The organism is Paenarthrobacter nitroguajacolicus, from assembly GCF_029952445.1.
In the GTDB taxonomy this organism is placed as follows: domain Bacteria; phylum Actinomycetota; class Actinomycetes; order Actinomycetales; family Micrococcaceae; genus Arthrobacter; species Arthrobacter nitroguajacolicus_B.
The window spans coordinates 160,855-186,795 of record NZ_JAQPPK010000005.1; the positions used below are offsets into that span (position 1 = coordinate 160,855).

23 protein-coding genes are annotated in these 25,941 nt (G+C 62.2%); 15 read left to right on the forward strand and 8 right to left on the reverse strand.

Translation table 11 applies throughout. The features are described 5' to 3' along the window. Positions 1-63 precede the first annotated feature (63 nt). From PJL15_RS05250 to PJL15_RS05290, 9 genes are all read left to right on the forward strand, one after another. Positions 64-1,005, forward strand: a complete 942-nt coding sequence (locus tag PJL15_RS05250) for an FKBP-type peptidyl-prolyl cis-trans isomerase (protein WP_281450151.1) — start codon at positions 64-66, stop codon at positions 1,003-1,005. A 71-nt stretch (positions 1,006-1,076) separates the two neighbouring features. Further along, positions 1,077-1,472, forward strand: a complete 396-nt coding sequence (locus PJL15_RS05255) for an FKBP-type peptidyl-prolyl cis-trans isomerase (protein ID WP_281450152.1) — start codon at positions 1,077-1,079, stop codon at positions 1,470-1,472. A 96-nt stretch (positions 1,473-1,568) separates the two neighbouring features. Further along, the gene (locus tag PJL15_RS05260; RefSeq protein ID WP_281450153.1) at positions 1,569-3,617 is read left to right on the forward strand and encodes a helix-turn-helix transcriptional regulator; all 2,049 of its coding nucleotides are present in this window, start codon (positions 1,569-1,571) and stop codon (positions 3,615-3,617) included. Between the two features lie 9 nt (positions 3,618-3,626). Beyond that, on the forward strand, positions 3,627-3,977 hold the full coding sequence (locus PJL15_RS05265) for a hypothetical protein (protein ID WP_281450154.1): 351 nt from the start codon (positions 3,627-3,629) through the stop codon (positions 3,975-3,977). Positions 3,978-4,013: 36 nt separating this feature from the next. After that, positions 4,014-4,298: a Sec-independent protein translocase subunit TatA gene (tatA, locus tag PJL15_RS05270; RefSeq protein WP_281450155.1), complete on the forward strand. Its 285-nt coding sequence runs from the start codon at positions 4,014-4,016 to the stop codon at positions 4,296-4,298. A 6-nt stretch (positions 4,299-4,304) separates the two neighbouring features. Further along, positions 4,305-5,141 carry a twin-arginine translocase subunit TatC gene (tatC, locus tag PJL15_RS05275; RefSeq protein ID WP_281450156.1) on the forward strand — a complete coding sequence of 279 codons (837 nt, stop codon included), beginning with the start codon at positions 4,305-4,307 and terminating at the stop codon, positions 5,139-5,141. 24 nt (positions 5,142-5,165) lie between these two features. Next, positions 5,166-8,135, forward strand: coding sequence for a DEAD/DEAH box helicase (locus PJL15_RS05280; protein ID WP_281450157.1), 2,970 nt, complete (start codon positions 5,166-5,168; stop codon positions 8,133-8,135). A gap of 50 nt (positions 8,136-8,185) precedes the next feature. Continuing rightward, positions 8,186-9,844, forward strand: coding sequence for an amidohydrolase (locus PJL15_RS05285; protein ID WP_281450158.1), 1,659 nt, complete (start codon positions 8,186-8,188; stop codon positions 9,842-9,844). A 128-nt stretch (positions 9,845-9,972) separates the two neighbouring features. Continuing rightward, positions 9,973-10,716 (forward strand): polyprenol monophosphomannose synthase, encoded by a 744-nt coding sequence (locus PJL15_RS05290; RefSeq protein WP_281450159.1) that lies wholly within the window; start codon positions 9,973-9,975, stop codon positions 10,714-10,716. 70 nt (positions 10,717-10,786) lie between these two features. Here the strand turns inward: PJL15_RS05290 and PJL15_RS05295 are convergent, their stop codons facing one another. The 4 genes from PJL15_RS05295 to PJL15_RS05310 form a co-directional block, all read right to left on the reverse strand. Further along, positions 10,787-11,134 (reverse strand): RNA polymerase-binding protein RbpA, encoded by a 348-nt coding sequence (locus PJL15_RS05295; protein WP_011774875.1) that lies wholly within the window; start codon positions 11,132-11,134, stop codon positions 10,787-10,789. Positions 11,135-11,409: 275 nt separating this feature from the next. Continuing rightward, the gene (locus tag PJL15_RS05300) at positions 11,410-12,384 is read right to left on the reverse strand and encodes an SPFH domain-containing protein (RefSeq protein WP_281450160.1); all 975 of its coding nucleotides are present in this window, start codon (positions 12,382-12,384) and stop codon (positions 11,410-11,412) included. A gap of 98 nt (positions 12,385-12,482) precedes the next feature. Then, positions 12,483-12,944: an NfeD family protein gene (locus PJL15_RS05305; RefSeq protein ID WP_281450161.1), complete on the reverse strand. Its 462-nt coding sequence runs from the start codon at positions 12,942-12,944 to the stop codon at positions 12,483-12,485. A gap of 79 nt (positions 12,945-13,023) precedes the next feature. After that, positions 13,024-13,866 carry a methyltransferase domain-containing protein gene (locus tag PJL15_RS05310; protein WP_281450162.1) on the reverse strand — a complete coding sequence of 281 codons (843 nt, stop codon included), beginning with the start codon at positions 13,864-13,866 and terminating at the stop codon, positions 13,024-13,026. Between the two features lie 69 nt (positions 13,867-13,935). Here PJL15_RS05310 and PJL15_RS05315 point away from each other — a divergent pair, with 69 nt between their 5' ends. Then, complete coding sequence (locus tag PJL15_RS05315) at positions 13,936-15,951, forward strand: S9 family peptidase (protein WP_281450163.1); 2,016 nt, start codon at positions 13,936-13,938, stop codon at positions 15,949-15,951. A gap of 31 nt (positions 15,952-15,982) precedes the next feature. Here the strand turns inward: PJL15_RS05315 and PJL15_RS05320 are convergent, their stop codons facing one another. After that, positions 15,983-16,657, reverse strand: a complete 675-nt coding sequence (locus PJL15_RS05320; protein WP_281450164.1) for a peptide deformylase — start codon at positions 16,655-16,657, stop codon at positions 15,983-15,985. Between the two features lie 51 nt (positions 16,658-16,708). Here PJL15_RS05320 and PJL15_RS05325 point away from each other — a divergent pair, with 51 nt between their 5' ends. Further along, the gene (locus tag PJL15_RS05325) at positions 16,709-17,131 is read left to right on the forward strand and encodes a nuclear transport factor 2 family protein (RefSeq protein WP_281450165.1); all 423 of its coding nucleotides are present in this window, start codon (positions 16,709-16,711) and stop codon (positions 17,129-17,131) included. On the opposite strand, the gene PJL15_RS05330 is transcribed toward PJL15_RS05325, so the two are convergent. The 3 genes from PJL15_RS05330 to PJL15_RS05340 are packed head-to-tail and all read right to left on the reverse strand — an operon-like array spanning position 17,132 to position 20,128. Then, complete coding sequence (locus tag PJL15_RS05330; protein WP_281450166.1) at positions 17,132-18,262, reverse strand: FAD-dependent oxidoreductase; 1,131 nt, start codon at positions 18,260-18,262, stop codon at positions 17,132-17,134. After that, on the reverse strand, positions 18,255-18,995 hold the full coding sequence (locus tag PJL15_RS05335; RefSeq protein WP_281450167.1) for a class I SAM-dependent methyltransferase: 741 nt from the start codon (positions 18,993-18,995) through the stop codon (positions 18,255-18,257). The genes PJL15_RS05330 and PJL15_RS05335 overlap by 8 nt, the downstream gene beginning before the upstream one ends. Then, a complete protein-coding gene (locus PJL15_RS05340; protein ID WP_281450168.1) occupies positions 18,992-20,128 on the reverse strand; it encodes a type III polyketide synthase in 1,137 nt (378 codons plus the stop codon). The genes PJL15_RS05335 and PJL15_RS05340 overlap by 4 nt, the downstream gene beginning before the upstream one ends. Before the next feature lie 131 nt (positions 20,129-20,259). Here PJL15_RS05340 and PJL15_RS05345 point away from each other — a divergent pair, with 131 nt between their 5' ends. The 4 genes from PJL15_RS05345 to PJL15_RS05360 all read left to right on the forward strand — a co-directional run bounded on the left by PJL15_RS05345 (position 20,260) and on the right by PJL15_RS05360 (position 25,570). Continuing rightward, the gene (locus PJL15_RS05345) at positions 20,260-22,653 is read left to right on the forward strand and encodes an excinuclease ABC subunit UvrA (RefSeq protein WP_281450169.1); all 2,394 of its coding nucleotides are present in this window, start codon (positions 20,260-20,262) and stop codon (positions 22,651-22,653) included. A 106-nt stretch (positions 22,654-22,759) separates the two neighbouring features. Beyond that, a complete protein-coding gene (locus tag PJL15_RS05350) occupies positions 22,760-23,359 on the forward strand; it encodes a TetR/AcrR family transcriptional regulator (protein WP_281450170.1) in 600 nt (199 codons plus the stop codon). Then, positions 23,356-25,176 (forward strand): alpha/beta fold hydrolase, encoded by a 1,821-nt coding sequence (locus PJL15_RS05355; RefSeq protein WP_281450171.1) that lies wholly within the window; start codon positions 23,356-23,358, stop codon positions 25,174-25,176. Before PJL15_RS05350 ends, PJL15_RS05355 begins: the two co-directional genes overlap by 4 nt. A gap of 58 nt (positions 25,177-25,234) precedes the next feature. Continuing rightward, a complete protein-coding gene (locus tag PJL15_RS05360) occupies positions 25,235-25,570 on the forward strand; it encodes a hypothetical protein (protein ID WP_281450172.1) in 336 nt (111 codons plus the stop codon). Positions 25,571-25,941 lie beyond the last annotated feature (371 nt).

Below are 25,941 nucleotides of genomic sequence, written 5' to 3' on the forward strand. Positions count from 1 at the left end.
ACCTGCTTGGAGGCGCAATGCGCTGCTCCGAGTGTCCTTTGCCCCGACGAAAGTGTCTTTTTTGTGCGCCGACTCCTAGCAATTCTCCTTCCTGCCCTGCTGCTCATGACCGCGTGCGGCGGAAGCAACCCGGCCCCCGAGCCCACCAGCCAGACCGCCGGCGACACTTCCAAGCTCGACTCCGTCAAAGTGACGGACAACGGTAACGACAAAGCGCCCGGCGTTGAGTTCTCCAAGCCGCTCAGCGTGACCGAACCCACCGTCAAGGTAGTTGTTGACGGAGACGGCGATCGTGTCAAGGCCGGCCAGACCGCCGAACTCGTATACCTGTCCGTGGACGGCACCGACGGCAAGACGGTGGAAGACACCTATGCCAATGGCCCCCAGCCGATCGAGTTGACCGATGAATTGAAGACCGGCAACGCAGAGATCTACAACGCAATCGTTGGCGCCAAGATCGGTTCGCAGATTGCCTTCGCAGTTCCGGGGAATCCCTCGGCCCAAGGAAACGCCTCGGCTTCGGCCGCGCCGTCCACCCAACTGGTTGTCTTCAAGCTGCTTTCGGCCAAGGACCCGGCTCCGGTACTGGAGAAGCCCGAAGGCGACACCGTGACTCCTCCTGCCGGCCTTCCCACGGTGAAGGAAGATGACAAGGGCATCCCGCAGATCTCCGTTGACGGGGTAGCAGCTCCCAAGGAACTCGTTGCCCAGGACCTCATCAAGGGCAAGGGCGCAGCCGTCAAGACCACCGACACGCTGACGGTGAACTACGTAGGTGTCAACCTCGTGGGCGGTACCAAGTTTGATTCCAGCTACGACCGTGGCAAGCCCGCCAGCTTCCCGCTGACGGGTGTCATCAAGGGTTGGACGCAGGGCCTTGAGGGTAAGACCGTTGGCTCGCGTGTCCTGCTGGTGATTCCCCAGGATCTCGCCTACGGCGCAGCCGGCCAGGGCGACGCCAAGGGCGACCTCGTCTTCGTCGTGGACATCCTGGGCGTCAAGTAACCCATTGGAATTGCAGGCGCTGGCTTAAGCTGGTTCCTGACACCATTCATCCCTCACACCAAGGAGAACCCATGTCATTTGGACAGCGTGAATTCGACCGCACCAAGCCTGAGATCGACTTCCCCGAAGGCGACGTCCCCACGGACCTCGTCATCACCGACCTCATCGAGGGCACCGGCCGCGAAGCCCAGGCAGGCGACACCGTCTCCACACACTACGTTGGCGTGGCCTGGTCCACCGGCGAAGAGTTCGACGCCTCCTGGGGCCGTGGAGCACCTTTGGACTTCCGCGTAGGCGTCGGCCAGGTCATCCAGGGCTGGGACCAGGGCCTTCTGGGCATGAAGGTTGGCGGTCGCCGCCGCCTGGAAATCCCCTCGGAGCTGGCCTACGGTTCGCGCGGCGCCAGCGGCGCCATCAAGCCGAACGAAGCACTGATCTTCGTAGTTGACCTCGTGGCTGTCCGCTAAGGAACCAACTGTCCTGCAAGGCGCGTCACCCTCCGGTTCACCCGGCAGGTGACGCGCCTTGCTGTTTTCCCGCTGGACTTTAGTAACGTAGCAACCGTGTCCGCATCCCGCACTGAACGACTCCTGAACCTGCTCCTTGCTTTGCTCAACACCAGGGTGGGGCTTTCGCGCTCTGTCCTGCGCGAAAAGGTCTACCACGATACCGCTGGAAACGATGTCGCTTTTGGTCGCATGTTCGAACGCGACAAGGCCGATCTCAAGCAGTTCGGCTTTGAGGTGGAAACCCTGATGGACCCCAGCAATTTCGGCGCAGACGACCCCGCTTCAGCCCGCTACCGGATCGGCAAGGACTCCAACAGGCTTCCGGAGGTAAAGCTGACGCCGGCAGAGGGCACGGTCCTCTTGCTGGCAGCCCAGCTGTGGGAGCGCGCCGCGCTCGGAAATGCAGCCGCCAGTGCCGTCCGCAAGCTGCAGGCCGCCGGTGGATTCACCGACGTCGAACTTCCTTCCGGTGTTCAGCCGCGCATCAAGCCGCCAGGCCAGGCTTTCGACGACGTCGTTGCCGCCATGCACGGCAGGCAGCCCGTCCGCTTCGGCTACCTCGCCGTCAGCACCGGACGCGAGGAGACACGCGAGGTCGAGCCCTGGGGCCTCGGCAGCCGCTTTGGCCAGTGGTACCTGGTGGGCTTTGACAAGGGGAGGGGCGCCAAGAGAATCTTCCGGCTCTCACGGATGACCACCGCGTTGACCGTGGTGGCGGGCAGCAGCTTTGAGCCGCCGGCGGGCTTCAACGCCCGGGCAGAACTCGATTCGCTCAACGAACTGCCCCTGCAAAGGGCAGTCCTGGAAGTGGACAAGGACCGTTTGCTGGCGCTTCGCAAAAGGGCCGTCGTCACAGAACCAGTCGTCACAGAACCGGTCGTCACAGAACAATCCGGGAGCAACGGAGACCGCGACCGGATCCTCCTTGACTTCCGGGATCCTGAACAACTGGCCGAGGAACTGGCGTCCTACGGTCCGCACGTGGTGGTGACCGAACCAGCTGAGCTGCGTGCCGCCGTCGTACGCCGCCTCAAAGGCGCGGCAGATTTCGATGCCACACCGGCCGTGAAGGTGGAGTTCCCTGAAGCCTCCCGCGCACCGCGTTCCCGGAAGCGGACTTCAGAAGACCAACTGGCCAGGATGCTGCAGTTGGTGCCATTCCTGGTCCACCACCAGGGCCTGCATATCCAGGAGGTAGCGGACCGTTTTGGAATCTCCCGCAAGGAACTGATCGACGACCTGAAAATCCTCATCTGCTCGGGGCTGCCCGAGGGCTATCCGGATGATCTCCTTGACATCCAGTGGGAAAACGACCACGTGTACATCTCGGAGCACCTGGACCTGAACCGTCCCGTGCGTTTCAGCGAGGACGAGGCCGCCGCGCTGCTGACAGGCCTGGCAATGCTGGGTGATTTGCCTGCCTTGGCGGGAATGGCCGACGACGAGTCTGGCAGTGCCCTGGAATCTGTCACCATCAAGCTGACCGGCGCTGCGGGGCAGGCTGGTCGCTTGGCCGGTTCAGTGGCTGGCCAGTCTGTGGCGCCGGAGCAGTCGGAGGCCTTTGCCACCATTACCCAGGCAATCCGGGACGGACGGCAGTTGAGGCTTCGGTATCTGTCGCTGCAACGCGACGAAGTGACTCAACGGGATGTCGACCCCCTGAGGCTCTACTCCATGGACAGCACGTGGTATTTCGAGGCGTACTGCCACAGCAAGGCAGGGATCAGGAACTTCAGGCTTGACAGGGTGGAGGCATTGGAGCAGAACGGACGTCCCGTGGCAGGACCGGCGCCGACGGGCCAGGACTTCCCGGCGCGGTTGTTCACTCCCAGCGACGACGACATCCTGGTGCTGTTGCAGCTGACCCGCCAGGGCGCCGGGCTGGCAGATGATTACTACGCCGAACGCACCGCCCAGCTTCCCGACGGCGGCCTGCTCGCCGAAGTGCGGTTCGGCAACGCAGGGTGGCTGCCCATGTTCGTCTCACAGCACGGGGGAACGGTCCGGATCCTGCAACCAACGTCCTTGCGGGACGAGGTCCTCGCGTGGCTGAACGCGGCACTGGCGCAGTACGACTCTGCTTCCGGCGTCGAGGCTGGCTAGACTACTCAGATGCCTTGGTGGTTCTGGATCCTGTTGTGGATCGCACTCGTAGCTCTTGCACTGCTCCTGCACCTGACGTTGGGCTATCGCTTGTTCAGGAAATTCATGGCAACTGTTCATGAACTGGGGGACGCCGGGAAACGTTTCAGCAACCTTTCTCCTGCTTCCGAAACCTCCGACGTAGAGGAGGCCGAAGAACGCCCGACGCCGGGATCCGCCATTTTTGCCTCCCCGGATCAGATGCGTCATGATTACCTGACGGCCAAAGCCTTCCGGCAGGAAGTTCGCCGCCAAAAGCGCGTCCAGCGCAAAGCGGAGCGGGGTCAGCCGCAATCCCTGCACGACATTGAATTCAGATAGACGTAGGATGTATCCAAAAGGAAAGGACCTCCCCACATGAGGCTCGAAGGCTGGCATCTCATCATCATCATCGTTCTGGCTCTGGTGCTTTTTGCAGCGCCGAAGCTGCCGTCCATGGCGCGCAGCATTGGGCAGTCGATGCGTATTTTCAAGTCTGAGGTCCGGGAAATGAAGAAGGACGGTTCTTCGGAAACGAAGGACTCCCAGGACGCTTCCGACGCCGTTGAAGGCAAGGTTGTAGGCCACCCGGATGCTAAGACGCAGAACATGAAGGCCCAGAACACCGGCGAGACCGACGTTCCGCCCTCCAACCGCGTCTAAAGAGAAGTGGTAGAGACGAAGGGGCGCAAGGCCAACCCCGAAGCCCGGATGGCGCTCCTTGACCACCTCAAGGAACTGAAGAACCGGCTCTTCAAGGCTGCAATCGGCGTCATTGTCGGGACAGTGGTGGGCTTCATTGTCTATCAACCGCTACTGGAGGCCTTGATCAAGCCGATCAAGGACCTGAATCAAAAAGAGGGTCGCGCCGCCACCCTGAACTTTGACGGCGTGGCCAGTTCGTTCGACCTCATGGTCCAAGTCTCGGTTTTCCTGGGTGTGATCATTGCCTGTCCGGTATGGATCTACCAGCTCTGGGCTTTCATCGTGCCCGGCCTGCACAAAAAGGAACGCCGCCTCGCGTTGTCGTTCGTGGCCGCAGCAGTGCCTTTGTTCATCGGTGGCGTCCTCCTCGCCTGGCTCGTCCTGCCCAACGCGGTCCGGGTCCTGACGGACTTTACCCCGGTGGGCGCCTCCAACTTCATCACGGCTCAGGTCTATCTGACATTCGTGCTAAGGCTATTGCTGGCCTTTGGCATAGCTTTCCTGGTCCCGGTGGTGCTTGTTGGCCTGAACCTGGCCGGCATTGTCAAAGGCAAGCAGCTCGTCAAGAGCTGGCGCATCACCATCTTCCTGGTCTGCTTGTTCGCGGCCATGGCAGCCCCCGGAGCGGACGCCATGAGCATGTTCTACCTGGCAGCCCCCATGCTGTTGCTCTTTTTCGCCGCCATCGGGGTGTGCCTCCTCAACGACCGTCGTCGTGAACGCCGCGCCATCAAGCGTGCTGCCGAGACCGAAGCCACTGCGGATATCGCCACCCCGGCCTCCGATCTGGAGAATCTCTAGACGTTGGGCCACTAGGCTTGATGCATGTCTTCGTTTTCCGGGTCTCCTTCTCCATCAGAGCGTTACCAGGCGGCAGCCCAGAGGGCGGCTGAGGCAAAAACCTACCTCGGCGCCTTCGCCGGTTCGCTTGACTTCGAGCTGGATGATTTCCAACGCGAAGCGTGCAAGTCGCTGCAGGAGGGCCGTGGCGTGCTGGTGGCAGCCCCCACCGGCGCCGGAAAGACAATTGTTGGCGAGTTCGCCATTTTCCTGGCTCTTCAGCGGGGCCTCAAAGCTTTTTACACCACCCCTATCAAGGCGCTGAGCAACCAGAAGTTCTCGGAACTGGCAGCCAAGTACGGTGCGGCCAATGTGGGTCTGCTGACAGGCGACACCACCATCAACGGTGAAGCGCCGGTAGTGGTGATGACCACTGAAGTCCTGCGGAACATGTTGTATGCGGACTCAGAGACCCTGAGCGACCTCGGCTTCGTGGTGATGGACGAAGTCCACTACCTGGCGGACCGTTTCCGCGGCGCCGTCTGGGAGGAAGTCATCATCCACCTGCCCAGCGAAGTGCAGGTGGCATCCCTCAGCGCGACTGTTTCCAACGCCGAGGAGTTTGGTGCCTGGCTGGACACCGTCCGCGGGGATACTGATGTGATCGTCTCCGAGCACCGTCCGGTGCCCCTGTGGCAGCACGTCATGGTGGGCAGGGAGATCGTTGACCTCTTCGCCGGCGACACCACCTTCGATGAGATTGCTCCGGTAGCCCCCGGCGAGCAGGAATCCGACGCACCTGACCTCTCGGAGGCAGCGGAGATATCCAGCGAGCCCACCAAGGACAGCCGCGTCTCAGCCAAGGGAGCATCCGCCACCAAAGTGCGCCAGGCAGTGACCGGTCCCGAATTCGAAGTGAATCCGGATCTCCTGGCCATGGCCCGTTCCGAGAGCCGGATGAACATGGGCGGACGGTTCGGCCATGGTGGCCGGAGCCGCCGTCGACAGGACCGCCACCGTGACGATCGCCAGCAGTCCGAGCAACGCAGCCCTGTCCGCAAGGCCAGCCGCCCGCAAGTCATCGAGAGCCTCCGGCGGCAGGACCTCCTTCCCGCCATCACCTTCATCTTTTCCCGCGCCGGCTGCGACGCCGCAGTAGCCCAGTGCGCCGCCTCGGGGCTTTGGCTCACCACGGAGCGGGAGCAACAGATCATTGCCCAGCGGGTGGACGAAGCCAGCCATGAGATCCCTGCCGACGATCTTGATGTCCTCGGCTTCTGGGGATGGCGCGACGGCTTGGTCAGGGGCTTCGCTGCCCACCATGCCGGGATGCTTCCTACGTTCAAGGAAGTAGTGGAAAAACTCTTTGCAGACGGACTTGTCAAAGCAGTCTTCGCAACGGAAACGCTGGCCTTGGGCGTCAACATGCCCGCCCGCTGCGTGGTCCTGGAAAAGCTGGAGAAGTTCAACGGTGAAGCGCATGTCAACATCACGGCGGGGGAGTACACGCAGCTAACCGGGCGTGCCGGCCGCCGGGGTATCGACGTCGAAGGCCATGCGGTGGTCCTCTGGCAACCGGGAACGGATCCGGCGGCGGTGGCCGGCCTTGCCTCGAGGCGCACCTACCCCTTGAACTCCAGCTTCAGGCCCACCTACAACATGAGCATCAACCTGATTGCCCAGTTCGGCCGGGTAAGGGCGCGCGAAATCCTGGAATCCTCCTTTGCCCAGTTCCAGGCCGACCGCTCCGTCGTCGGCCTTGCCAGGCAGGTCCGTGGCCGTGAAGAATCCCTGGCAGGGTACGCCAAGTCCATGCAATGCCATCTGGGGGATTTCACCGAGTACGCCAAGCTGCGGCGCGAACTCAGCGATGCGGAGAACTTTGCGGCCCGCGACCACCAACGTGCCCGCAAGTCCCGTGTTTCTGACTCCCTGGCACGACTGATCCCCGGCGATGTCATCAGCATCTACAGTGGCCGCCTCGCAGGGCACGCAGTGGTTCTTGACGTGGACCCCAACGCCCGTGAGCCACGGCCCTCGGTGCTGACGCAGGACAACCAACTCCGCCGGATCGGTGTCCACGACCTCGACGGGCCGGTGTCCCCGGTGACCCGGATCCGGATACCTAAATCGTTCAATGCCAAGGTTCCCAAGTCCCGCCGCGATCTCGCGTCGTCCATGCGGCACGCCATCAGCGAGGACGCGCCCCAACGGCACCGGAACAGCCGGCATGAGGACTTTGGCCTGGGCGCACGGCTGCCGGACCAGGAGAAGAAGATCGCGGACCTCCGCCGCGCGCTGCGGGCGCATCCCTGCCATGGCTGCAGCGAGCGGGAGGATCATGCACGGTGGTCCGAGCGCTGGTGGAAGCTTCGCAAGGAGACAGACGGCCTGGTTCGCCAGATCCAGGGCCGCACCAATACCATCGCGAAGACGTTCGACCGGGTGTGCGAGGTCCTCTCTGTTTACGGCTACCTTGAAACGAACGACGCCGGAGCGGTCACCATCAGTGCCGACGGACAACGCCTCCGCAGGATTTACGGCGAGAAGGACCTGCTCATTTCGCAGTCCATCCGCAAGGGTGCCATCAACGATCTCGATGCCGCGGAGCTTGCTTCCTTTGCGAGCACCCTGGTTTACCAAGCCAAGCGTGAGGACCGGGGCCTGCGCCCCAAGATGCCCTCCGTCGCCCTCGAATCGGCAGTGGACATCGTGGTTCGTGAGTGGTCCCATTTGGAGGATACCGAGGAGCAACACCGGCTTCCCCTGACCGGTGAACCCGAGTTGGGCCTGATGTGGCCCATGTACAAGTGGGCCAAGGGCCGCCACCTGCAGGAGGTGCTCAGTGGCACTGATCTCGCTGCCGGTGACTTCGTCAGGTGGGCCAAGCAGGTGGTGGACCTCTTGGACCAGCTGGCCAAAATCCCCCAGCTGGATCCACGGTTGGCCCGAATTTGCCGCGAGGCGATTGATTTGGTCCGGAGGGGCGTCGTGGCCTACTCCACCGTGGCCTGACCAGCCCCTCCCATGTTTGATTTGTTGTCGATGCTCAAGGAGCCCAACGCATGAACCAGCCCGACGCGCCTGTCGGCCAGCAGCCCAACGGATCCGGCCGCAAGGTCACCATGTACCGTAACGGTTCGATCTACACTGCGGCTGATCCCTTTGCGACGGCCATGGTTGTCGACGGCGACACCGTGGCCTGGGTCGGGTCTGAACAAGCGGCCACCTCAATTGCTGATTCGTCCATGGAGATCATCGATCTGCACGGCGCACTCCTGGCCCCCGGGTTCGTGGACTCGCACGCCCATTTGACGGAGACCGGCGTGGCCCTGGCAGGCCTCCAGCTCAGCGTCGTTCGTTCGGCAAAAGAACTGCTCGACGCTGTTGCCGCCGCTGGCGGTTCGGGCACCATTCTGGGCCATGGTTGGGATGAAACCACGTGGAATGATCCCACGCTGCCCACCCTTGAACAGATCGCCCGGGCCGCCGGCGGTCGCCACGTCTACCTGTCCCGCGTCGACGTCCACTCTGCGCTCGTTTCGGACTCCCTGGCCTCGGCAGCCGGACTGCAAGGCCTGGACGGTTTTACCGGCAGCGCACGCGTGGTGCGGGAAGCACACACAGCAGCCCGCCTCACCGCACGGAAGTTTCCCGACCACGAAAGGCGCGGATACCAGGAACGGGCCCTGCAGGAAGCTGCTGCCCATGGCTACGTAGCGCTGGCGGAGATGTCCGCACCGCACATTTGCGGACCAGAGGACCTCAGGATGGCTGTGTCCTGGAACGAGCCCGGGGACAACCCGGAGGTGCTCCCGTACTGGGGTGAGCTGGCTTCTTCGGAAGAGCACGCCAAGGCCATTCTGGATGGCTTGGGCACTGCGGTCCTGGGCCTCGCCGGCGACCTCAACATGGACGGCTCAATTGGTTCAAGGACGGCGGCCCTCGTGGCGGATTACTCCGATGCACCGGGGCACCGGGGCAGTCTCTACCTGTCAGTGGACGAAGCCAGCAAACATCTTGCCGCCACTTCGGCGCTGGGCGTACAAGCAGGATTCCACGTCATAGGCGATGCCGGCCTTGCCGCCGTGCTGGACGCCCTGGATGCCGCAGCAGCCGAAGTGGGGGAGCAGCGCATCCGTGCAGCGGGCCACCGCCTGGAACACGTGGAGATGGCGGATCAGTCGGCCATCGACAGGCTGGCCAAGTACTCAGTGACCGTCAGCGTCCAGCCTGGTTTTGACGCCGCGTGGGGTGCGCCAGGGGAGTTGTACGAACAACGCCTCGGCACCCGCAGCCGGACCATGAATCCGTTTGCCTCGTTCTACTCCAGTGGCGTGCCGATTGCCTTTGGAAGTGACAGCCCTGTCACTCCGCTCCGGCCTTGGTCCAGCGTCCGTGCCTGCCTCGAACACAGCAACCCGGACCAGCGCATCTCGGCCCGTGCGGCGTTCTTGGGCCACACCCGCGCCGGCTGGCGGGCCGCCAAGCACAGAAACCCCCTGATGGGACAGCTGGTACCTGGAGCGCCGGCCAGTTTCGCCGTGTGGGAAGTGGAAGAACTGATGGTCCAGGTAGCTGACAGCCGAGTACAGTCCTGGAGCACGGACCCCCGGGCCCGCACACCGCTATTGCCTGCCCTCGACACCGGCAACGATCCCCGCTGCCTGCAGACTGTCCGGGAGGGCCGCGAACTGTTCGCCCACGAATCGCTTCGGGTCTAGCCACTGTGGCCGGCGCCACAAGCGCAAAAGTCATGGCCGCCGTCGTCCTATAATGGAGAGTTGCGCCAGAACGCCAGCTGCCAGGCTGGTCCGGCACACTGACCGCTCCATCAAGGAAAGGCCTCTTCTTGCGTGTCCTGACGATCATTCCCACCTACAACGAGCTGGAATCGCTCCCCGTGACGCTGGGACGGCTGCGCAAAGCAGTACCCGACTCGGACGTCCTGGTGGTCGACGACAACAGCCCTGACGGCACGGGAAAGCTTGCCGACGACTTCGCCGCTGAGGACAGCCAGGTTCACGTCCTGCACCGCAAGGGCAAGGAAGGCCTGGGGGCGGCCTACATCGCCGGCTTCAAGTGGGGCCTGGCGGCGGGCTACGACGTCCTCGTCGAAATGGACGCGGACGGTTCACACAAGCCCGAACAACTGCCGCTCCTCCTCGATGCCGTTAAAGATGGCGCGGATCTCGCGATGGGCTCCCGCTGGGTTCCCGGCGGCAGCGTCGTCAACTGGCCCCTCTACCGACAGGCCATCTCCCGCATTGGCAGCACGTACGCCCGCCTCATGCTCGGCTTAAAGATCAAGGACGTCACTGGCGGATACCGCGCCTTCCGCCGCAGTACGCTCGAGGCATTGAAGCTGGACGAAGTGGACTCGGTCGGCTACGGCTTCCAGGTGGACCTTGCCTGGCGCGTGGCCAAGCTTGGCCTTCGCATCGAGGAGCGCCCCATCACCTTCGTGGAGCGCGAACTCGGGGCATCGAAAATGAGCGGCAACATTGTCGTGGAAGCCATGATCAACGTCACCAAATGGGGCCTGGCAGCGCGTTGGGCCAAACTCACCCGGAAGTCACCCCAGGCCGCAAAGTAGTTCTCACAGCAAAAGGCCGGGTCTGGTTCCCAAGGGAACCGGACCCGGCCTTTTTGCGTGTTTGTGGAAACTATGCCGAACGGCGTTCCCCGCGGCGCTCACGCAGGATGTTCAGGCGATCCTCCAGGATCTGCTCCAATTCAGGAAGGCTGCGGCGTTCGAGCAGCATGTCCCAGTGCGTGCGGACGGCTTTCTCGTTGGCGTCCACGGGACGCTCGCCGTCAACCAGGAGCGCTTCCTTTCCCGTTTTGGAAACCCAAACGGGAGGGATCTCTGCTTCGGAGGAAAAGGTTACGAAGACCTGCTCGCCATCCTCGCAACGGTACTCGACCCGCTGGCGCGGTGCCGGTTCAACGCCGGATTCAGTTTCCATGCTCTGGGCGCCAAGACGCATACCCCGCAGGCTGCGATCGCTCATGATTACTCCCTCTGTCTGTTCGCGGAGCAGGAACTCCGCGCTAGCCGCAAGCCGTCTTCACGATCCCTGCGGACTACTTCTGCACACCTTGCATCACTAATTGCAACGCCTGGCCAAGCTTTAATGTTCCGTCCACGCTGAACCAGCCGGACAAATATCCTATTATACGCTGATCTTTGCTGACTACTCAAAACCTTGCGGACGCAGCGAACGGCCAGCCGGACTGGCTGACCGCTCGCGTTGTTACTGATCGCCCTTTTCCCAGGGCGCGGGGACTACTCGGCCGGGCGTGAAGGTTCCACTGTCGCGACCGGTTCCGGGGCCTTGGAGCTGCCGTCGAAGAGACCTGCCACGGGGGAGTCCGGGTTGTTGCCTCCGAGTGCGCCGCCAATGCCCTTCAGGGCCTCGCCTACTTCGCTGGGAATGATCCAGAGCTTGTTCGAGCTGCCCTCTGCGATCTTGGGCAGCGTCTGCAAGTACTGGTAGGCAAGCAGCTTCTGGTCCGGGTTGCCCTTGTGGATGGCATCGAAGACCTTCTGGATGGCCTGGGCTTCACCGTCTGCACGGAGGATGGCGGCCTTCGCGTCACCTTCGGCCGCGAGAATGGCAGCCTGGCGCTGTCCCTCAGCAGTCAGGATCTGTGATTGCTTGGTGCCTTCTGCAGTCAGGATGGCAGCGCGGCGGTCACGCTCTGCACGCATCTGCTTTTCCATCGAGTCCTGGATGGAGTGGGGCGGGTCGATCGCCTTCAGTTCCACGCGGGAGACCCGGATTCCCCAGCGTCCCGTGGCCTCGTCCAGAACCCCACGCAGTTGACCGTTGATCTGGTCGCGGGACGTGAGTGCTTCTTCCAGGTTCAGCCCGCCCACAACGTTACGAAGCGTGGTGGTGGTCAGCTGTTCCACGGCCTGGATGTAGTTGGCGATCTCGTACGTCGCCGCCCTGGGATCAGTGACCTGGAAGTAGACCACGGTGTCGATCGAGACCACGAGGTTGTCTTCAGTAATGACCGGCTGTGGAGGGAAGGACACCACCTGTTCGCGGAGATCGAGCAACGGCAAGAGCCTGTCGACAAACGGAATCAGGATGGTCAGTCCCGGGTTAAGCGTGCGCTGGTACTTGCCGAGCCGTTCTACGACGCCGGCACGCGCCTGCGGGATGATCCTTACCGACCGGACCAACACGATAATCACAAAAATAACGAGAACAATCAGCACAATTGCCGCTGCTGTTCCTCCTAAGCCGTCCATACATCTCCTTCGTTCCCCAATTGCGTGGCTTGATGAGGCTGTGCGCGGGCAAGCTGCCCGGCCCGGCAACGGCCTGAAAACTTGAAAACGCCGAAGCGTCAGAGGGGGCTGTTGTCGGCAGCCGAGGCGACCACCGCCGTCGCCCCGTCGATTTTGGTGACCTGGACCGTGGAGCCGGGGTCCATTACTCCGGCTGCGCTTCGCGCACTCCAGACGTCACCGCCGATCTTCACCAGCCCGCTGGTGCTGCTCACGGCTTCTATGACGAGGGCAGGCTGGCCGATGAGACGGTCGATGTTGGATAGTTGCTCCGCGGGACCCTTGCGCAGGTGATTCAAGGCCACTGGCCGGACGAAAACGATCATGAGGAGGGAGACCACGCTGAAAATGACGATCTGAAGCCAGAAGTCGGCGCCTGCGAAGTCGGCGATCAAACCCGCGAGAGCTCCGCCGCCAAGCATGATGAAGAAGAGGTCGAGAGTCAGCATCTCCACCACTGCGAACGCGAGGAAGACTGTGAGCCAGAGAGCCCACCAGTTCTCGCCGAGCCATTCAAACATCGTTCCCCCTTGGTCCCGGATCCCGCGAGCGGGATCACAGTCACTGTTCCTCCATCCTAGCCCGACGCACCGTCAAGCGTCAGGACGCGGTGAACACGCTGATCCGGAACTTGGCCGTGGTAGCCACAGGCCCATCAGAAGCTGACAGTTCGGCCAACTTTTCCCGGTGCAGGTGGTGGCCTGCCGGGCCCATGTAGGCGAGGTCGGCTACCTCGCTTGGCCCCAAGACCAGGGGCAGGTCCAAGGACTGACTGGCGGACGAAGGAAAGTAGGCATTCATGGACTCCGCAAGCCGCTCTTCCTTGCCTTCCTCGATGCCGAGCATCCCTGTCCGGGCAGCAACCTCCTGAAGGTGGCCAGGCCGCGGTGTCACCACCAACAACCGTCCACCTGGGCGAAGGACCCGCGCGAACTCCGTAGGGTTTCTTGGCGCGAACACAACAGTCACCACGTCCGCCGAGTTATCCGCCATCGGCAACGGACGCCAGATGTCCCACACCAGGTTGGCTGCTTGGGTGTTGATACGGGCCGCGCGACGAAGGGCAAATTTGGAAATATCCATGCCGACCGCGGATGCACCTGTTGCTTCGATAACGGTGCGCAAATAATGGCCGGTTCCGGTTCCGGCGTCGAGAACCAATGCGTCCGGCCGATCGAGGGCCTCGGCCGCCGTGTCCGCCAGGGCCCTGGCCAGACCGTTGTAGTGCCCACTGTCCAGGAACCTGAACCTGGCAGCTACCATGTCTGCTGTATCAGCTTCGAAGACGGTGCCCTTTCCCGTCAGGAAGTTGAAGTAGCCCTGCTTGGCGGCGTCGAACAGATGTCCCGCCCGGCAAGCAAGCGTCGTTGGCGCGCCTTCCCGTAGATCGAAAATTCCCTGGCAAACAGGGCAGCGCAGGGCGGAAACGGCATCGGACAACATGGCTTCAATCCTACGGTGGAACGGAGTGTCTGGTGCCGCCGGCCGGGCCACCCGGCTAGGCTCACCAACGTGAAACCCGAGCAGCTGCCCCTGTTGAATTCCGTGTCCGCACCGGCCATCCACCCTGACGGCACCAAGACGGTGGTATCCGTCACGAGGCCTGATTTCGACGCTGACAGTTACGTGGGCCAGCTCTGGTCAGTTCCGTTGGACACCGCCAAGTACCCGCGCCGCATCACTCGGGGTTTCAGGGATACTTCTCCCGCTTTCTCACCGGATGGGCTGGTCCTTGCGTTCCTTCGCAGCGATCCCGGCGGCAAGCCCCAACTGTTCGTGGTGGAATCGGCCGGCGGAGAACCGCAGCGCATCACCGACCAACACGCGGGCGTGGACAGCTTCGTCTGGGCGCCGGATTCGCACCGTATCGCTTTCCAGGCACGGGTCCCCGAGCAGGGTCGCTACGGAACGGTGGATGACGTTACCCCCGGATCCGAAGACCCACGCCTCATCACCGCCAATCAGTACATGATGAACGGCGTTGGCTACACCGCCGACCAGCGCCAGCAACTGTTCGTCGTGGACGTTCCGGATCTGGGTGGTGAGCCTGCCGTCATTCCGCGCGGCCGGGCTGCCCACGAGCAGCCGACGCCGGAGCATGCGGGTTTTCCGGTTGCCCGGCAGCTCACCTTCGGGGACGCCGACCACACATCGCCCAGCTTCTCCGCCGATGGCTCCCGGCTTTATTTCGTGGCCGCGCTCCATGAAGGTCACGACGACGACCTCGTCACCTCTGTCTACCGGGTGGATGCCGCGGGAGGCGAGCCGATCGTCGTCGAACCCGTCAACCGGACGCGCCAAACCGTGACGGAGGTGCGCCCCTCGTCCGACGGTCAGTGGCTGTTCTACATCGCCCAGGACCTCGGAGACACCGGCAGGGACTTCGTGGCACGCAACTCTGCCCTGCATGTGATGCCACTGGCCGGTGGAGAGGCCACAGTCCTGACCGACCGTGAACATCTGGACGTCTCCGGGCCGCTGGAGCCAAACGGGCCGGACAGTGTCCTCGTCCTGAACTCTGCGCTGGGCACTGTCGAACTCCTTGATGTTACGGCGGAAGGGGTCATCACGCCCCTCGTGTTCGGTGCACGGGTAGTGATCGGGGCATCTGTCGCGGCGAACGGGGAAATCGCGGTAAGCCTCTCCGATGCCTCGACCGTCGGGGATGTCGCGTCCCTGGAGCGGGGCGAGCTTCGCCTCCTGACGGATTTCTCCGGGAACCTCCGGAACAATTCCACAGTGATTGAACCACTGGACTTCGAGGCCGAATCCGACGATGGACACTCCGTCCATGGCTGGTTGGTGATGCCGAACGGCCCCGGACCCCATCCGGTTCTACTGACCATCCATGGCGGACCGTTCTCCCAGTACACGGGAGCCTTCTTTGACGAGGCCCAGGTCTACGCAGCCGCCGGATATGCAGTGGTGATGTGCAATCCCCGGGGATCATCCGGTTATGGCCAGGAGCATGGGCGTGCCATCAAGGGGCGAATGGGCACCCTGGACATGCAGGATGTGCTCGCCTTCCTGGACGCGGCGTTGGCCTCCAATCCAAGGTTGGACGCAAGCCAGGTAGGCATCATGGGCGGTTCCTATGGCGGCTACCTGACCGCGTGGATCATCGCCCACCAGCACCGGTTCAAGGCCGCGATCGTGGAGCGCGGCTTCCTGGATCCCGTCAGTTTTACCGGTTCATCGGACATTGGTTGGTTCTTCGGCGGCGAGTACACCGGAACAACCCGGGAGCAGATGCTGGCCCAAAGTCCCATGGCTGTCATTGAAGATGTCCGCACCCCCACCCTGGTGATCCACAGTGAGAATGATCTTCGCTGCCCCGTTGAACAAGGGCAGCGTTACTACGCCCACTTGAAGGCACAGGGTGTTGAGACCGCGCTACTGGTGTTTCCGGGCGAAGACCACGAGTTGTCCCGTTCCGGAACCCCGCATCATCGCCGGCAACGCTTCGACCACATTCTCAGTTGGTGGGCAAAGCACCTTCCAGTGGCACGAAACAAGCCGACGGCCTAGTAACGACGCAGGACTGCGGCGGTAAACCGCTTCAGAGCAGGAAGCCAAGCGACCTGCGTGCGTCCTCTACGTCCGGCGACGCCCAGCGCGCACTGTGCTCGGCGTTGCTGGCCAGTGACCGCAGCTCCGCCCGGTCCAGGTAGAGAGTGCCATGGAGATGGTCGGTTTCGTGCTGCACAATGCGGGCTTGCCACCCCGAAAACCATTCCTCCACGGGTGCACCGGCGGGGGTTGAATAGGACAACTCCACGTTCCTGGGCCGCGCCACAACGGCCTGGTACCCCTGGACAGAAAGGCATCCTTCATAAAACGCCGCCGTTTCCGCCCCCAAGGGACGGTACGTCGGATTGACCAGGGCGAAGAAGTCCAGCGGCTCCCTGTGCCGCACGGTGGCGGATGCCGGATCGATCTCGTACTTGTCCTCCACAACAGCCAGCTGCAAAGGGATTCCCAACTGCGGAGCGGCCAGGCCGACTCCCGGAGCAGCATGCATGGCATCACGCATCCGGTCGATCAGAGCGGCAAGTTCGACGTCGTCAAGCTGGCCGTCATACGGCGCGGCCAGCTGGCGCAACACCGGATGGCCCGCTTGTACGATGGCCGGCAGTTCCTCCGCTTCCAGCAACCTTCTGACGGCGTCCCTGATTTGGATGGGATTGAAGTCTGTGGCCGGGCCCGTGGTCCCGGAATGAGGTTGATGCGTCATGGATCGAGCCTATCGCCATGGGGGTGCGCGATGGTGGGCTACGCTCGTTGGATGACCGATCCAACACCTTTGGACCCTTCACCTTTGGAACATGTCCTCGGATTCGTCCGGACAGTTGAGGCCGGCGGCGGGTCCGCCGAGTTGCGGCCTTTCCTGGCTGAGGACTTTCAGCTCACCGAGTGGCCCCATGCGCTGTCCAAGACGGGCTCCACCAGGAATCTTGCCGAGACCCTGTCCGGCGCCGACCACAGCAAAGACATCGTGGCGGATCAGCGCTTCGAGATCGTCCGCACAACCTGCCAGGAAGACCGGGTGGTGCTGGAGATGGATTGGTCCGCCACCCTGCTCCTTGACCTTCCGCATTGGGACCGCGGCGATACCATCCGCGCAAGGAGTACGGCGGTCTTCCAGTTGAGGGATGGCTTGATCATCAGCCAGGACACCTACGACTGCTACTACACGGCGCCCGAATAGCTATCTCATGGTGAAGCGCCGCTCCACCATCTGCGCAACACCAGGCACTCCCAACAGGCCAGCGAAGAGGCGGTTCCGTGCTGCCATGGCTGCAGGCGGCAATGGCCGCCCCAGGGCCATATTGAGCCCGGCTTGCCGGGAAGCCCGTACAGCTGCCTTCCGGCGCGACCTTTCGAAGTTCTCCAGCGAGGCCCCGACATCCGTTCCTGCCATGGAGGCCGCAATTATGGGGGCCAGGGCGGCGGCATCCAACCAGCCCAGATTCATGCCCTGTCCTCCGATGGGGCTTATTTCATGGGCAGCGTCTCCGAGCAGCGCCATTCGCCCGTGGATCATGCGTGGCGCCAACCTTGATTCCACCTCGAAGGCACTGAGCATCGAATTTCCCGCGGCGTCAAGCACCTCGCCCGTCCTGGCCCTGACCAAACCGGCCAGCCCTGCCGGCGTCGCGTCCGTGGCAGGGCCGCCGAGCCGCACCACCCACCGGCGGACGCCTCCCGGCAGCGGAAATGACTCAACGATGCCGCCCGGCTCCAAGTACAACACTGCGTCGGCGCCATGTCCCGTGGAGTCCGGAAAATCACCCATTAGGTAGGAATCGGGGTACGTCCTGGGCTGGATGTCGGGAACGTGCTGGTGTCGAAGGGAAGAATGCGCACCGTCTGCAGCGATCACCAACCGGGCAGTGAACTCCTGCCTCCCGCCTGATGAGTCCGCCGTGACGCGGACCGATGTGTCGTCGTCGAGCGCTTCCTTGACCTCAACGCCGCGGACGATGGCGGCCGGGTCCAGTCCCAGCACCGCGTCTTCCAGCACCTTCTCGGTGACCGTCTGGGGGACCGCCAGGATGAAGGGAAACAAGGGGTCTCCGGAGAAGCGCAGCTCGGCTACTTTGCGGCGCTGGCTGTAGGCAACGCCGCGCTTGATACGGACTCCCGCCGATACCAATTCCCGTGCAATTCCGGCGCGCTCCAACTCCGCAAGCGCCGGCGGATGGATTCCAATGGCCCGCGAGCGAGCACTTCTGCTGGTCCTGCGTTCCAGGATGCGTACCTTGAGGCCGCTGCGCAGGAGCAACGCGCCCATGAACATGCCTACGGGACCTGCCCCAACAATGACGACATCAAGCACCTTCCCGACTCTCCGATCGCTGGGGCTCGTGGACCAGCATGTTGTGCCAAGGGCCGTTTCTTTCAGCCGTCCACGCAGAAGAGATGGCAGATTTCAGTTCGGCCAGCGTGTAGCTGCGCCTGATGGACAGCAAGCCGTCCTTCACAATGTAGGAGCCGAAACCCAGGGGCCAGAAGCCCGCCATGAACAAGACGTAGGCGACGTTGCTGCGGGCTAGGTCGTTGTGGAGGGCCACATGGCGGGTCAGCAGTTCGGAATCTCGCAGAACACCTGCGAACTGCTGTGCGTCGAGGTGGTGAAGGATGTGGTTGGAAATCACGACGTCGAAAGCCACGCCCTCCGCCACCAGCTCCGAACTGTGCGCCCGCCGATAAGTGACATCGGCTTTGTTAGCCACACGTTTGTTACCAACATGGCTGGCAAACTCAAAGGCCCGTTCATCCGGATCGATCGCCGTCACCTCCAGCACGAAACCATCCCGGCGCGCCCAACGGGCGAGGCCGCGGGCCACGTCGCCGCTGCCGCTGCCAATGTCCAGCAACGAGGCGTGCCCGGTTTCCGCCAGGAGGGGGCGGATACGGCGTTGGTAGGTCCGACGCCATCCCGAGAGGAGCCTGTTGACGACGGGAAACCTGGCATAGGTTCTGGTGAGCCGCCGCTGATCGCAACCAGGCCGGTCCATGTCCTCAACGCTGTACAGGTCCCTTTCCCTGAGGGACCCCCAAGGGCTCACAGACCGGGGGAGACCAGTGTGAAGAGGCCGGTCTCCACCGTGAGGCCGGGGCCGAACGCCATGGAACAGATCCGTTCCTCGCGTTGGCTGGCCGCCTGACCCAGCATGTACTTCAGGACAAACATCACCGTGGCACTGCTCATATTGCCGAATTCACGGAGGGTCTCCCTGGCCGGGACCAACTGCTCCTGGCTCAGTTCCAGTTTGGACTCGACCTTGTCCAGGATGCTTCGGCCGCCGGGGTGGATGGCCCAGTGCGTGATGTCCCGGTACGGCAGGCCGGCGAGCTCCGGCTCCTTGGCCAACAGCGGCTCCAAGGCTCCTGTGATGTGCTCTTCGATAATGTGCGGCACGTAGGAGCCCAGGACCATTTCAAATCCTTCGTCGCCAATGTTCCATGCCATGGCTTCCTCTCCAACGGGAGTCAGGACTGTCTCGAAGTGATCCAGCCGGATCACCGGTTCGTCGCCTTCCGGTTCCCGTGCCGAGATAACGGCCGCCGCCGCGCCATCGCCGAAGATTGCCGAGCCCATGATCGTGTCCGGATCATTGGAGGTCCTGACGTGGAGCGAACAGAGCTCGACGCAGATGACAAGCACAACAGCTTCCGGATCCGCCATGCAGAATTGCTTGGCGGCTTTCATGGCGGGGAACGCGGCATAGCAACCCATGAAGCCAAGGTGGTACCGCTGAACTGCAGGATTCAGTCCCAAGGCCCTCACCACCTTGTAGTCGGGTCCTGGATTGAAGAATCCCGTGCATGACACGGTGATCACATGGGTGATGTCATCAAGGTCGATCCCATGGGCCTGTGCCACCGCTGTTTTCCCCGCCTCAATGAACAGCTTGGTGGCTTCCGTGGCGAAAATTTCATTACGGACTTTGGTGCTGGGACTTAACACCCTGTTGGTTTCCGGGTCGAAGAACTTTGGATTTTCGGGATGAGCGTCCAGGCTGAGTTCTTCCACCGCCGTGAAGCGTGTATCGATGGCCGCCGAATCGAAGCAGGTGGTGACAAGGCGCGTCCCCAGCCTCGTCAGGCCTGGTTGGGAGGCGAAGACCTCACGGGCCTGCTGCTGGACAAGGATTGTGGGGGGAACTGCGGTTTCGAGGGACCTCATGTATACCGGCATGCTTCATTCTTAGTGAGTAAAGCCGGGAAGACAATGGCAGAATCGATCGTATTGACCGAGGTTGGTCGAGGAGAGCCAGGCGACGCCCACGGGGGACTGTTGGACAGCGTCGCCCAACAGATGGAGAAACCATGACTACCACTGCCGCTTCTGACACGCAATCTCCTGTGTCGCACGTTGCCGATACCCATGACCTCATCCGGGTACAGGGCGCGCGCGAAAACAACCTCAAAGACATCAGCATCGAAATTCCGAAGCGACGACTCACAGTCTTCACGGGCGTCTCGGGCTCGGGCAAAAGTTCCCTTGTCTTCGCCACCATCGCCGCAGAGTCGCAGCGAATGATCAACGAGACCTACAGCGCCTTCGTCCAGGGCTTCATGCCGTCGCTGGCACGACCTGACGTGGACGTGTTGGAAGGATTGACGACGGCGATCATCGTCGACCAGGAACGGATGGGCTCCAACCCGCGCTCCACTGTCGGTACGGCCACTGACGCCAACGCCATGCTTCGCATCCTGTTCAGCCGCCTCGGACAACCACACATCGGATCTTCCAACGCTTACTCCTTCAACGTCCCTACGGTGAAGGCCAGTGGAGCTATCACTGTGGACCGCGGTGAGGGGAAGACCAAGACCGAGAAAGCAAGCTTCAACCGCCTCGGCGGCATGTGTTCCCGCTGTGAGGGCATGGGCTCGGTCAACGATTTCGATCTCACGGCCTTGTACGACGACACGAAGTCCCTCAGTGAAGGCGCCCTGACGGTCCCCGGTTACAGCATGGATGGCTGGTACGGGCGCATTTTCAGCGGGACCGGCTACTTCAACATGGACAAGCCGATCGCCAAATTCACCAAGAAGGAACTCCACGACCTCCTTTACCGGGAACCGACCAAGGTCAAGGTAGAGGGCATCAATCTCACGTACGAAGGCATCATTCCCAAAATACAGAAGTCGATGCTGTCCAAGGACGTCGATGCCCTGCAGCCCCATGTTCGGGCCTTCGTGGAGCGTGCCATCACGTTCACAACCTGTCCCGAATGCGACGGTACCCGGCTGAGCCCTGAGGCCAGGTCTTCGAAGATCAAAGGCAAGAGCATTGCTGACGTCTGCACCATGCAGATCAGCGATCTCGCTGAATGGATCCGGCAACTCGACGAGCCTTCCGTTGCACCCCTGATCAAGGGCCTCCAGCATCTCCTGGACTCCTTTGCGGACATCGGACTGGGATATCTTTCCCTGGACCGCCCCGCAGGCACCCTGTCCGGGGGCGAGGCCCAGCGGACCAAGATGATCCGCCATCTCGGTTCATCCCTGACCGATATCACTTACGTGTTCGACGAGCCGACGATCGGACTGCACCCGCACGACATCGAGCGCATGAACCAGTTACTGCTGCAGCTTCGTGACAAGGGCAACACGGTCCTTGTGGTCGAACATAAGCCGGAAACCATTGCGATCGCAGACCACGTCATTGACCTTGGCCCAGGTGCCGGAACCGGTGGCGGCACAGTCTGTTTCGAAGGGAATCTTGACGGGCTGCGGGGGAGCGACACCATCACCGGGCGCCACCTCGACGACCGTGCTTCAATCAAGGACGCTGTCCGATCGGCGTCGGGCCAACTGGAAGTCCGCGGAGCGTCGACGAACAACCTCAAGGACGTCGACGTCGATATTCCCCTCGGCGTTCTCTGCGTCCTCACCGGGGTGGCTGGCTCGGGCAAGAGCTCGCTGATTCACGGCTCTGTAGCCAAACGGGATGGCGTGCTGGTCATCGACCAGGGAGCCATTCGCGGATCCCGCAGGAGCAATCCGGCCACTTACACCGGTCTGCTGGAACCCATCCGCAAGGCATTTGCCAAGGCAAACGGCGTGAAGCCCGCGCTGTTCAGTTCGAACTCAGAGGGTGCATGCCCAACGTGCAATGGCGCGGGGGTTATCTACACGGATCTCGGCGTCATGGCGACTGTTGAGTCCACTTGCGAAGAGTGTGAGGGAAAGCGCTTCCAGGCTTCGGTCCTGGAATACAAGCTGGGGGACCGCAATATTGCAGAAGTGCTTGCAATGTCGGTCAATGAGGCTGAGGACTTCTTCGGCAATGGCGATGCCCGAACGCCCGCGGCGCACAAGATCCTGGACCGCTTGGCTGACGTCGGGCTTGGTTACCTGACCTTGGGCCAGCCACTGACAACCTTGTCCGGTGGTGAACGGCAACGGCTTAAGCTGGCCACGCAGATGTCCGAGAAGGGTGACATCTACATTCTCGATGAGCCCACAACGGGCCTGCACCTGGCTGACGTCCAGAACCTGCTGGGCATGCTGGACCGCTTGGTCGAGTCAGGAAAATCGGTCATTGTGATCGAACACCACCAGGCAGTCATGGCCCACGCGGACTGGATCATCGACCTCGGGCCGGGAGCAGGTCACGACGGCGGCACGATTGTCTTCGCAGGGACGCCGGCAGAGCTTGTGGCCGGGAAGGAGACGCTGACAGGCAAGCACCTCGCGGCATACGTGGGCGCCTGAGGTAAGTGCCGCGCCGGCTGTTCTACCTGCAGCCACCATCCGATGAGTAGAGGCAGTTGCCATCTTGGATTTTCTTAAAATATATAGACTGGTCTATTATTTGAGCATGGCAACCAAAGGAAGCCTGACCAAGGCGCGACTCGCGGAGTCCATGCTTCAGCTCATCCAGACCAGCGGCTACAGCGGCACAGGCCTCAATGCCGTGACCGAACACGCAGCAGCCCCCAAGGGGTCGATCTACTTCCATTTCCCTGATGGGAAAGAGGGGTTAGGCGTCGCAGCGGTGGAGCTCGCCGCCAAACAGTTCGAGACACTGATTGCAGAGACGGCCGTGGCTGCAGGCAGTGCAGCAGAAGCTGCCCGAGCCGCGATTGAGACCTTGGCGACCATCGTCAGCGAGAGCGACTTCCAGCTGGGTTGCCCGGTCTCCGTCGTCACCTTGGAGATGGGGGCGGAAAGCGAACGACTGCGGGAAGCATGCGCCAGCGCCTTTGAATCCTGGATCAACCCGACCGCCGCGCTCCTCGAGGCCAACGGTGTTGACGCCAAGGAAGCCCGTTCCCTGGCAACCGTCGTTGTGTCGACAATCGAGGGGGCCGTCATCGTCTCCCGAGCCATGAAGAGCACCCAACCTCTTGTTGCGGCCGCCGACGTCGTGGCGGAGCTCATCAACCAGCGCTGCCTGACCGTTGGGGGAAAGCGATGACAGCATTTGAAGAAACCCGTCATGCCCTGGTCTTCGGGGCCTCAGGGCTGGTCGGCCGGCACCTCGTCTTGAAGCTAACCGAGGCTGGTGCGAACGTCACGGCGGCAGTTCGGACTGTGGAATCCGGACTGCGTGTCGAACGATGGCTCAAGGACCGTGGGCTGACGGGAAGCATCAGCACGACGATTGTCGACTTTGAGACCCCTGAGATCCTTGAGGGCGGCGCACCGGCATTTGGTTCTGTCACCGAGATTCACAACTGCGCCGGGTCCTACCGATTCGGGATGACCGCCCAGGAAGCACGCAGCGCCAACGTTGGAATCGTCCAGAAACTGATCGACTTCGCCAAGGACCTTCCCAAGCTCCAGCGAGTCGTCCATGTGTCGGGCTACCGCGTCGGCGGGCAGGACCCCACAACCATTCCTTGGTCCGAGGACTACCGCACCACGGTGTACAAGGAACTTGGCGCCTACGAAGCGTCGAAGGTGGAATCCGACGCTATCTTCCAAGCCCGGGCGTTGGAGAGCGGAGTCCCCTGGACCATTGTCAATCCGTCCAGCGTGATCGGCGACAGCGTGACTGGGGAGTCCGACCAGCACATCGGTCTCGTCAGTGCTATCGAGCAGGTTTGGGAAGGTACCGCGTCCGCGCTGCCGGGAAACAAGGCAACTTTCCTCCCGGTGGTCACAGTCGACTACCTGGCCGCCTTCATGGCGGCAGCCGCTGTCGATCCCGCTTCTGCAGGTAAGGCCTACTGGGTTCTCGACGACGACACCCCACCCCTGGCGGACCTCCTTACGCACGTCGGCCGGCATATCGGCGGGAAAGTCCCGCTGGTAAAGATGCCGATCGGTGTCATCAAGCGGCTTCCTCAGTGGATCACCAGGGCAGATCCCGAGATGCTCACTTTCCTGTCCTCCGACCGCTATCCGACAGGGTCCGCCGTCGAATTCGCCGAGAAGCACGGGATTCGGATGCCCGACGTCCTGCTTTCCCTCGAACGGTGGACCGATCACCTGGCCGCACATCGTTTTGGCGCCGCCATGGGTGAAGGCCGTCGATTCGTCAACCTTGGCGGTCTCAAGACATTTGAGCTCGGTGCACCCGGGTCCAGCCGGATAATCCTTCCAGGCCTGCCAGTCAACGCCGACACCTGGGCAGAAGTGGCGTCGGGAATTGGCGCGCGAGTGCTCGACATGCCCGGACTCGGCCTCAGTAGTGGAAGGGGCATTCAGGACTGGGAACAGTGGCTGCCCGCTGTGCTGAGCCGTGAACCTTCTGACCTCATAGGCCATTCCATTGGTGCCGCTGCGGCAGTAGTCGCGGCGGACCGGATCCCGGCGCAGGTCAACTCGCTCACGCTGATCGCGCCATTCTTCCTCCAAGCCCCGGCAGGCATCTCGGCCCGCTTGCGGCCGCTCGTGTCCGCATACTTGCGACACAGCGACCCGGTACGTCTATCACGCCAACTCACTGGATCGGAAGCTGCCGCAGGCGCCCTCAAGTCCAGCCTGAGCGACCTCAAACGAAGCAGCGCCAAGCGGGTCGCCGAGCATCTGGCGACCGCGGGATCGAAGCAATGGCGTGCCGAACTCCAAGAAAAGCTCATGCGATTCAGCGGCCCGGTCCGCATCATCACGGGCAGCGAGGACCCGATCGCCCTGGATGCTCTTGAGCAGCTTGAGTCACTTCCAAACGTTGAGTTGATCTCGGTGCCGGGCGCCGGGCACCACCCGCAATTGACGCATGGCGATGATGTCGCTGCTCTCATCAGCAGATTTGTCGCACGAACAGGGCCGGCAAGGGTCAGCCGTTGATAGGGACCTAATAGTGTCGGCGGCTAAGGCAGGGGAGGGGCTGACTTAGATTTGTAGCGTGAGTTCCATTGTCGAAGGTGCCATAGAGGTCCTTTATGCTGCAAAAATTCCGCTGGCTCCTGGCTTATCGCCATGGCAGATCGAGGACATTGAAGAGCAGTTTTCGTTTGAGTTCAGCCCTGATCACGCCCGGCTCCTGAGTCTAGCCATGCCAATAGGCCATGGATGGGTTGATTGGACGGGGGAGACCGCCGAAATCCAGTACCGGCTCGACTGGCCACGCGATGGCGTCTTATTTGACGTAAAAGAGAACGCCTTCTGGCCCAACGAGTGGGGCGAACGCCCCGCGGACGTCACGGAAGCCCGGTCTTTTCCGTGCACCAAACGGACGTGATCTACTACGGCAGCGATCTCACCACATATTTCCAAGCCGAATTTTTCAGGATCCGGGACCGAAAATTGCCCAACTATCATGTCGATTTCTGGTCTGACCTGGCCGAGTGCCGGTGGGCGTAGTCTGGTCGATGACCGACGCAATGCAACGGGCGTTGCTGTTGGGGTCTACAGGGGTTTTGCCTGACAACCCGCTCCACTTCTGACCATATGGTTATAACGCCGATAATCTACATTATGTAAAGTAGTAGTCTGCGTATCTCATCAGATGAATCAATTCGCCGGTCCCCTGATCTTGCCGGGATCTACACCCAATCACCCCGGAGTTCCGGGGAATTTGGCTGGCTGGCTGGCCTGGAAAGGAGATTCTTC

Coding starts and splice junctions, on each gene's coding strand:
- PJL15_RS05255 (WP_281450152.1), top strand. CDS start 1,077: ATGTCATTTGGACAGCGTGAATTCGACCGCACCAAGCCTGAGATCGAC.
- PJL15_RS05265 (WP_281450154.1), top strand. CDS start 3,627: ATGCCTTGGTGGTTCTGGATCCTGTTGTGGATCGCACTCGTAGCTCTT.
- tatA (WP_281450155.1), top strand. CDS start 4,014: ATGAGGCTCGAAGGCTGGCATCTCATCATCATCATCGTTCTGGCTCTG.
- PJL15_RS05280 (WP_281450157.1), top strand. CDS start 5,166: ATGTCTTCGTTTTCCGGGTCTCCTTCTCCATCAGAGCGTTACCAGGCG.
- PJL15_RS05285 (WP_281450158.1), top strand. CDS start 8,186: ATGAACCAGCCCGACGCGCCTGTCGGCCAGCAGCCCAACGGATCCGGC.
- PJL15_RS05295 (WP_011774875.1), bottom strand. CDS start 11,134: ATGAGCGATCGCAGCCTGCGGGGTATGCGTCTTGGCGCCCAGAGCATG.
- PJL15_RS05300 (WP_281450160.1), bottom strand. CDS start 12,384: ATGGACGGCTTAGGAGGAACAGCAGCGGCAATTGTGCTGATTGTTCTC.
- PJL15_RS05305 (WP_281450161.1), bottom strand. CDS start 12,944: ATGTTTGAATGGCTCGGCGAGAACTGGTGGGCTCTCTGGCTCACAGTC.
- PJL15_RS05310 (WP_281450162.1), bottom strand. CDS start 13,866: ATGTTGTCCGATGCCGTTTCCGCCCTGCGCTGCCCTGTTTGCCAGGGA.
- PJL15_RS05320 (WP_281450164.1), bottom strand. CDS start 16,657: ATGACGCATCAACCTCATTCCGGGACCACGGGCCCGGCCACAGACTTC.
- PJL15_RS05325 (WP_281450165.1), top strand. CDS start 16,709: ATGACCGATCCAACACCTTTGGACCCTTCACCTTTGGAACATGTCCTC.
- PJL15_RS05340 (WP_281450168.1), bottom strand. CDS start 20,128: ATGCCGGTATACATGAGGTCCCTCGAAACCGCAGTTCCCCCCACAATC.
- PJL15_RS05345 (WP_281450169.1), top strand. CDS start 20,260: ATGACTACCACTGCCGCTTCTGACACGCAATCTCCTGTGTCGCACGTT.
- PJL15_RS05350 (WP_281450170.1), top strand. CDS start 22,760: ATGGCAACCAAAGGAAGCCTGACCAAGGCGCGACTCGCGGAGTCCATG.
- PJL15_RS05355 (WP_281450171.1), top strand. CDS start 23,356: ATGACAGCATTTGAAGAAACCCGTCATGCCCTGGTCTTCGGGGCCTCA.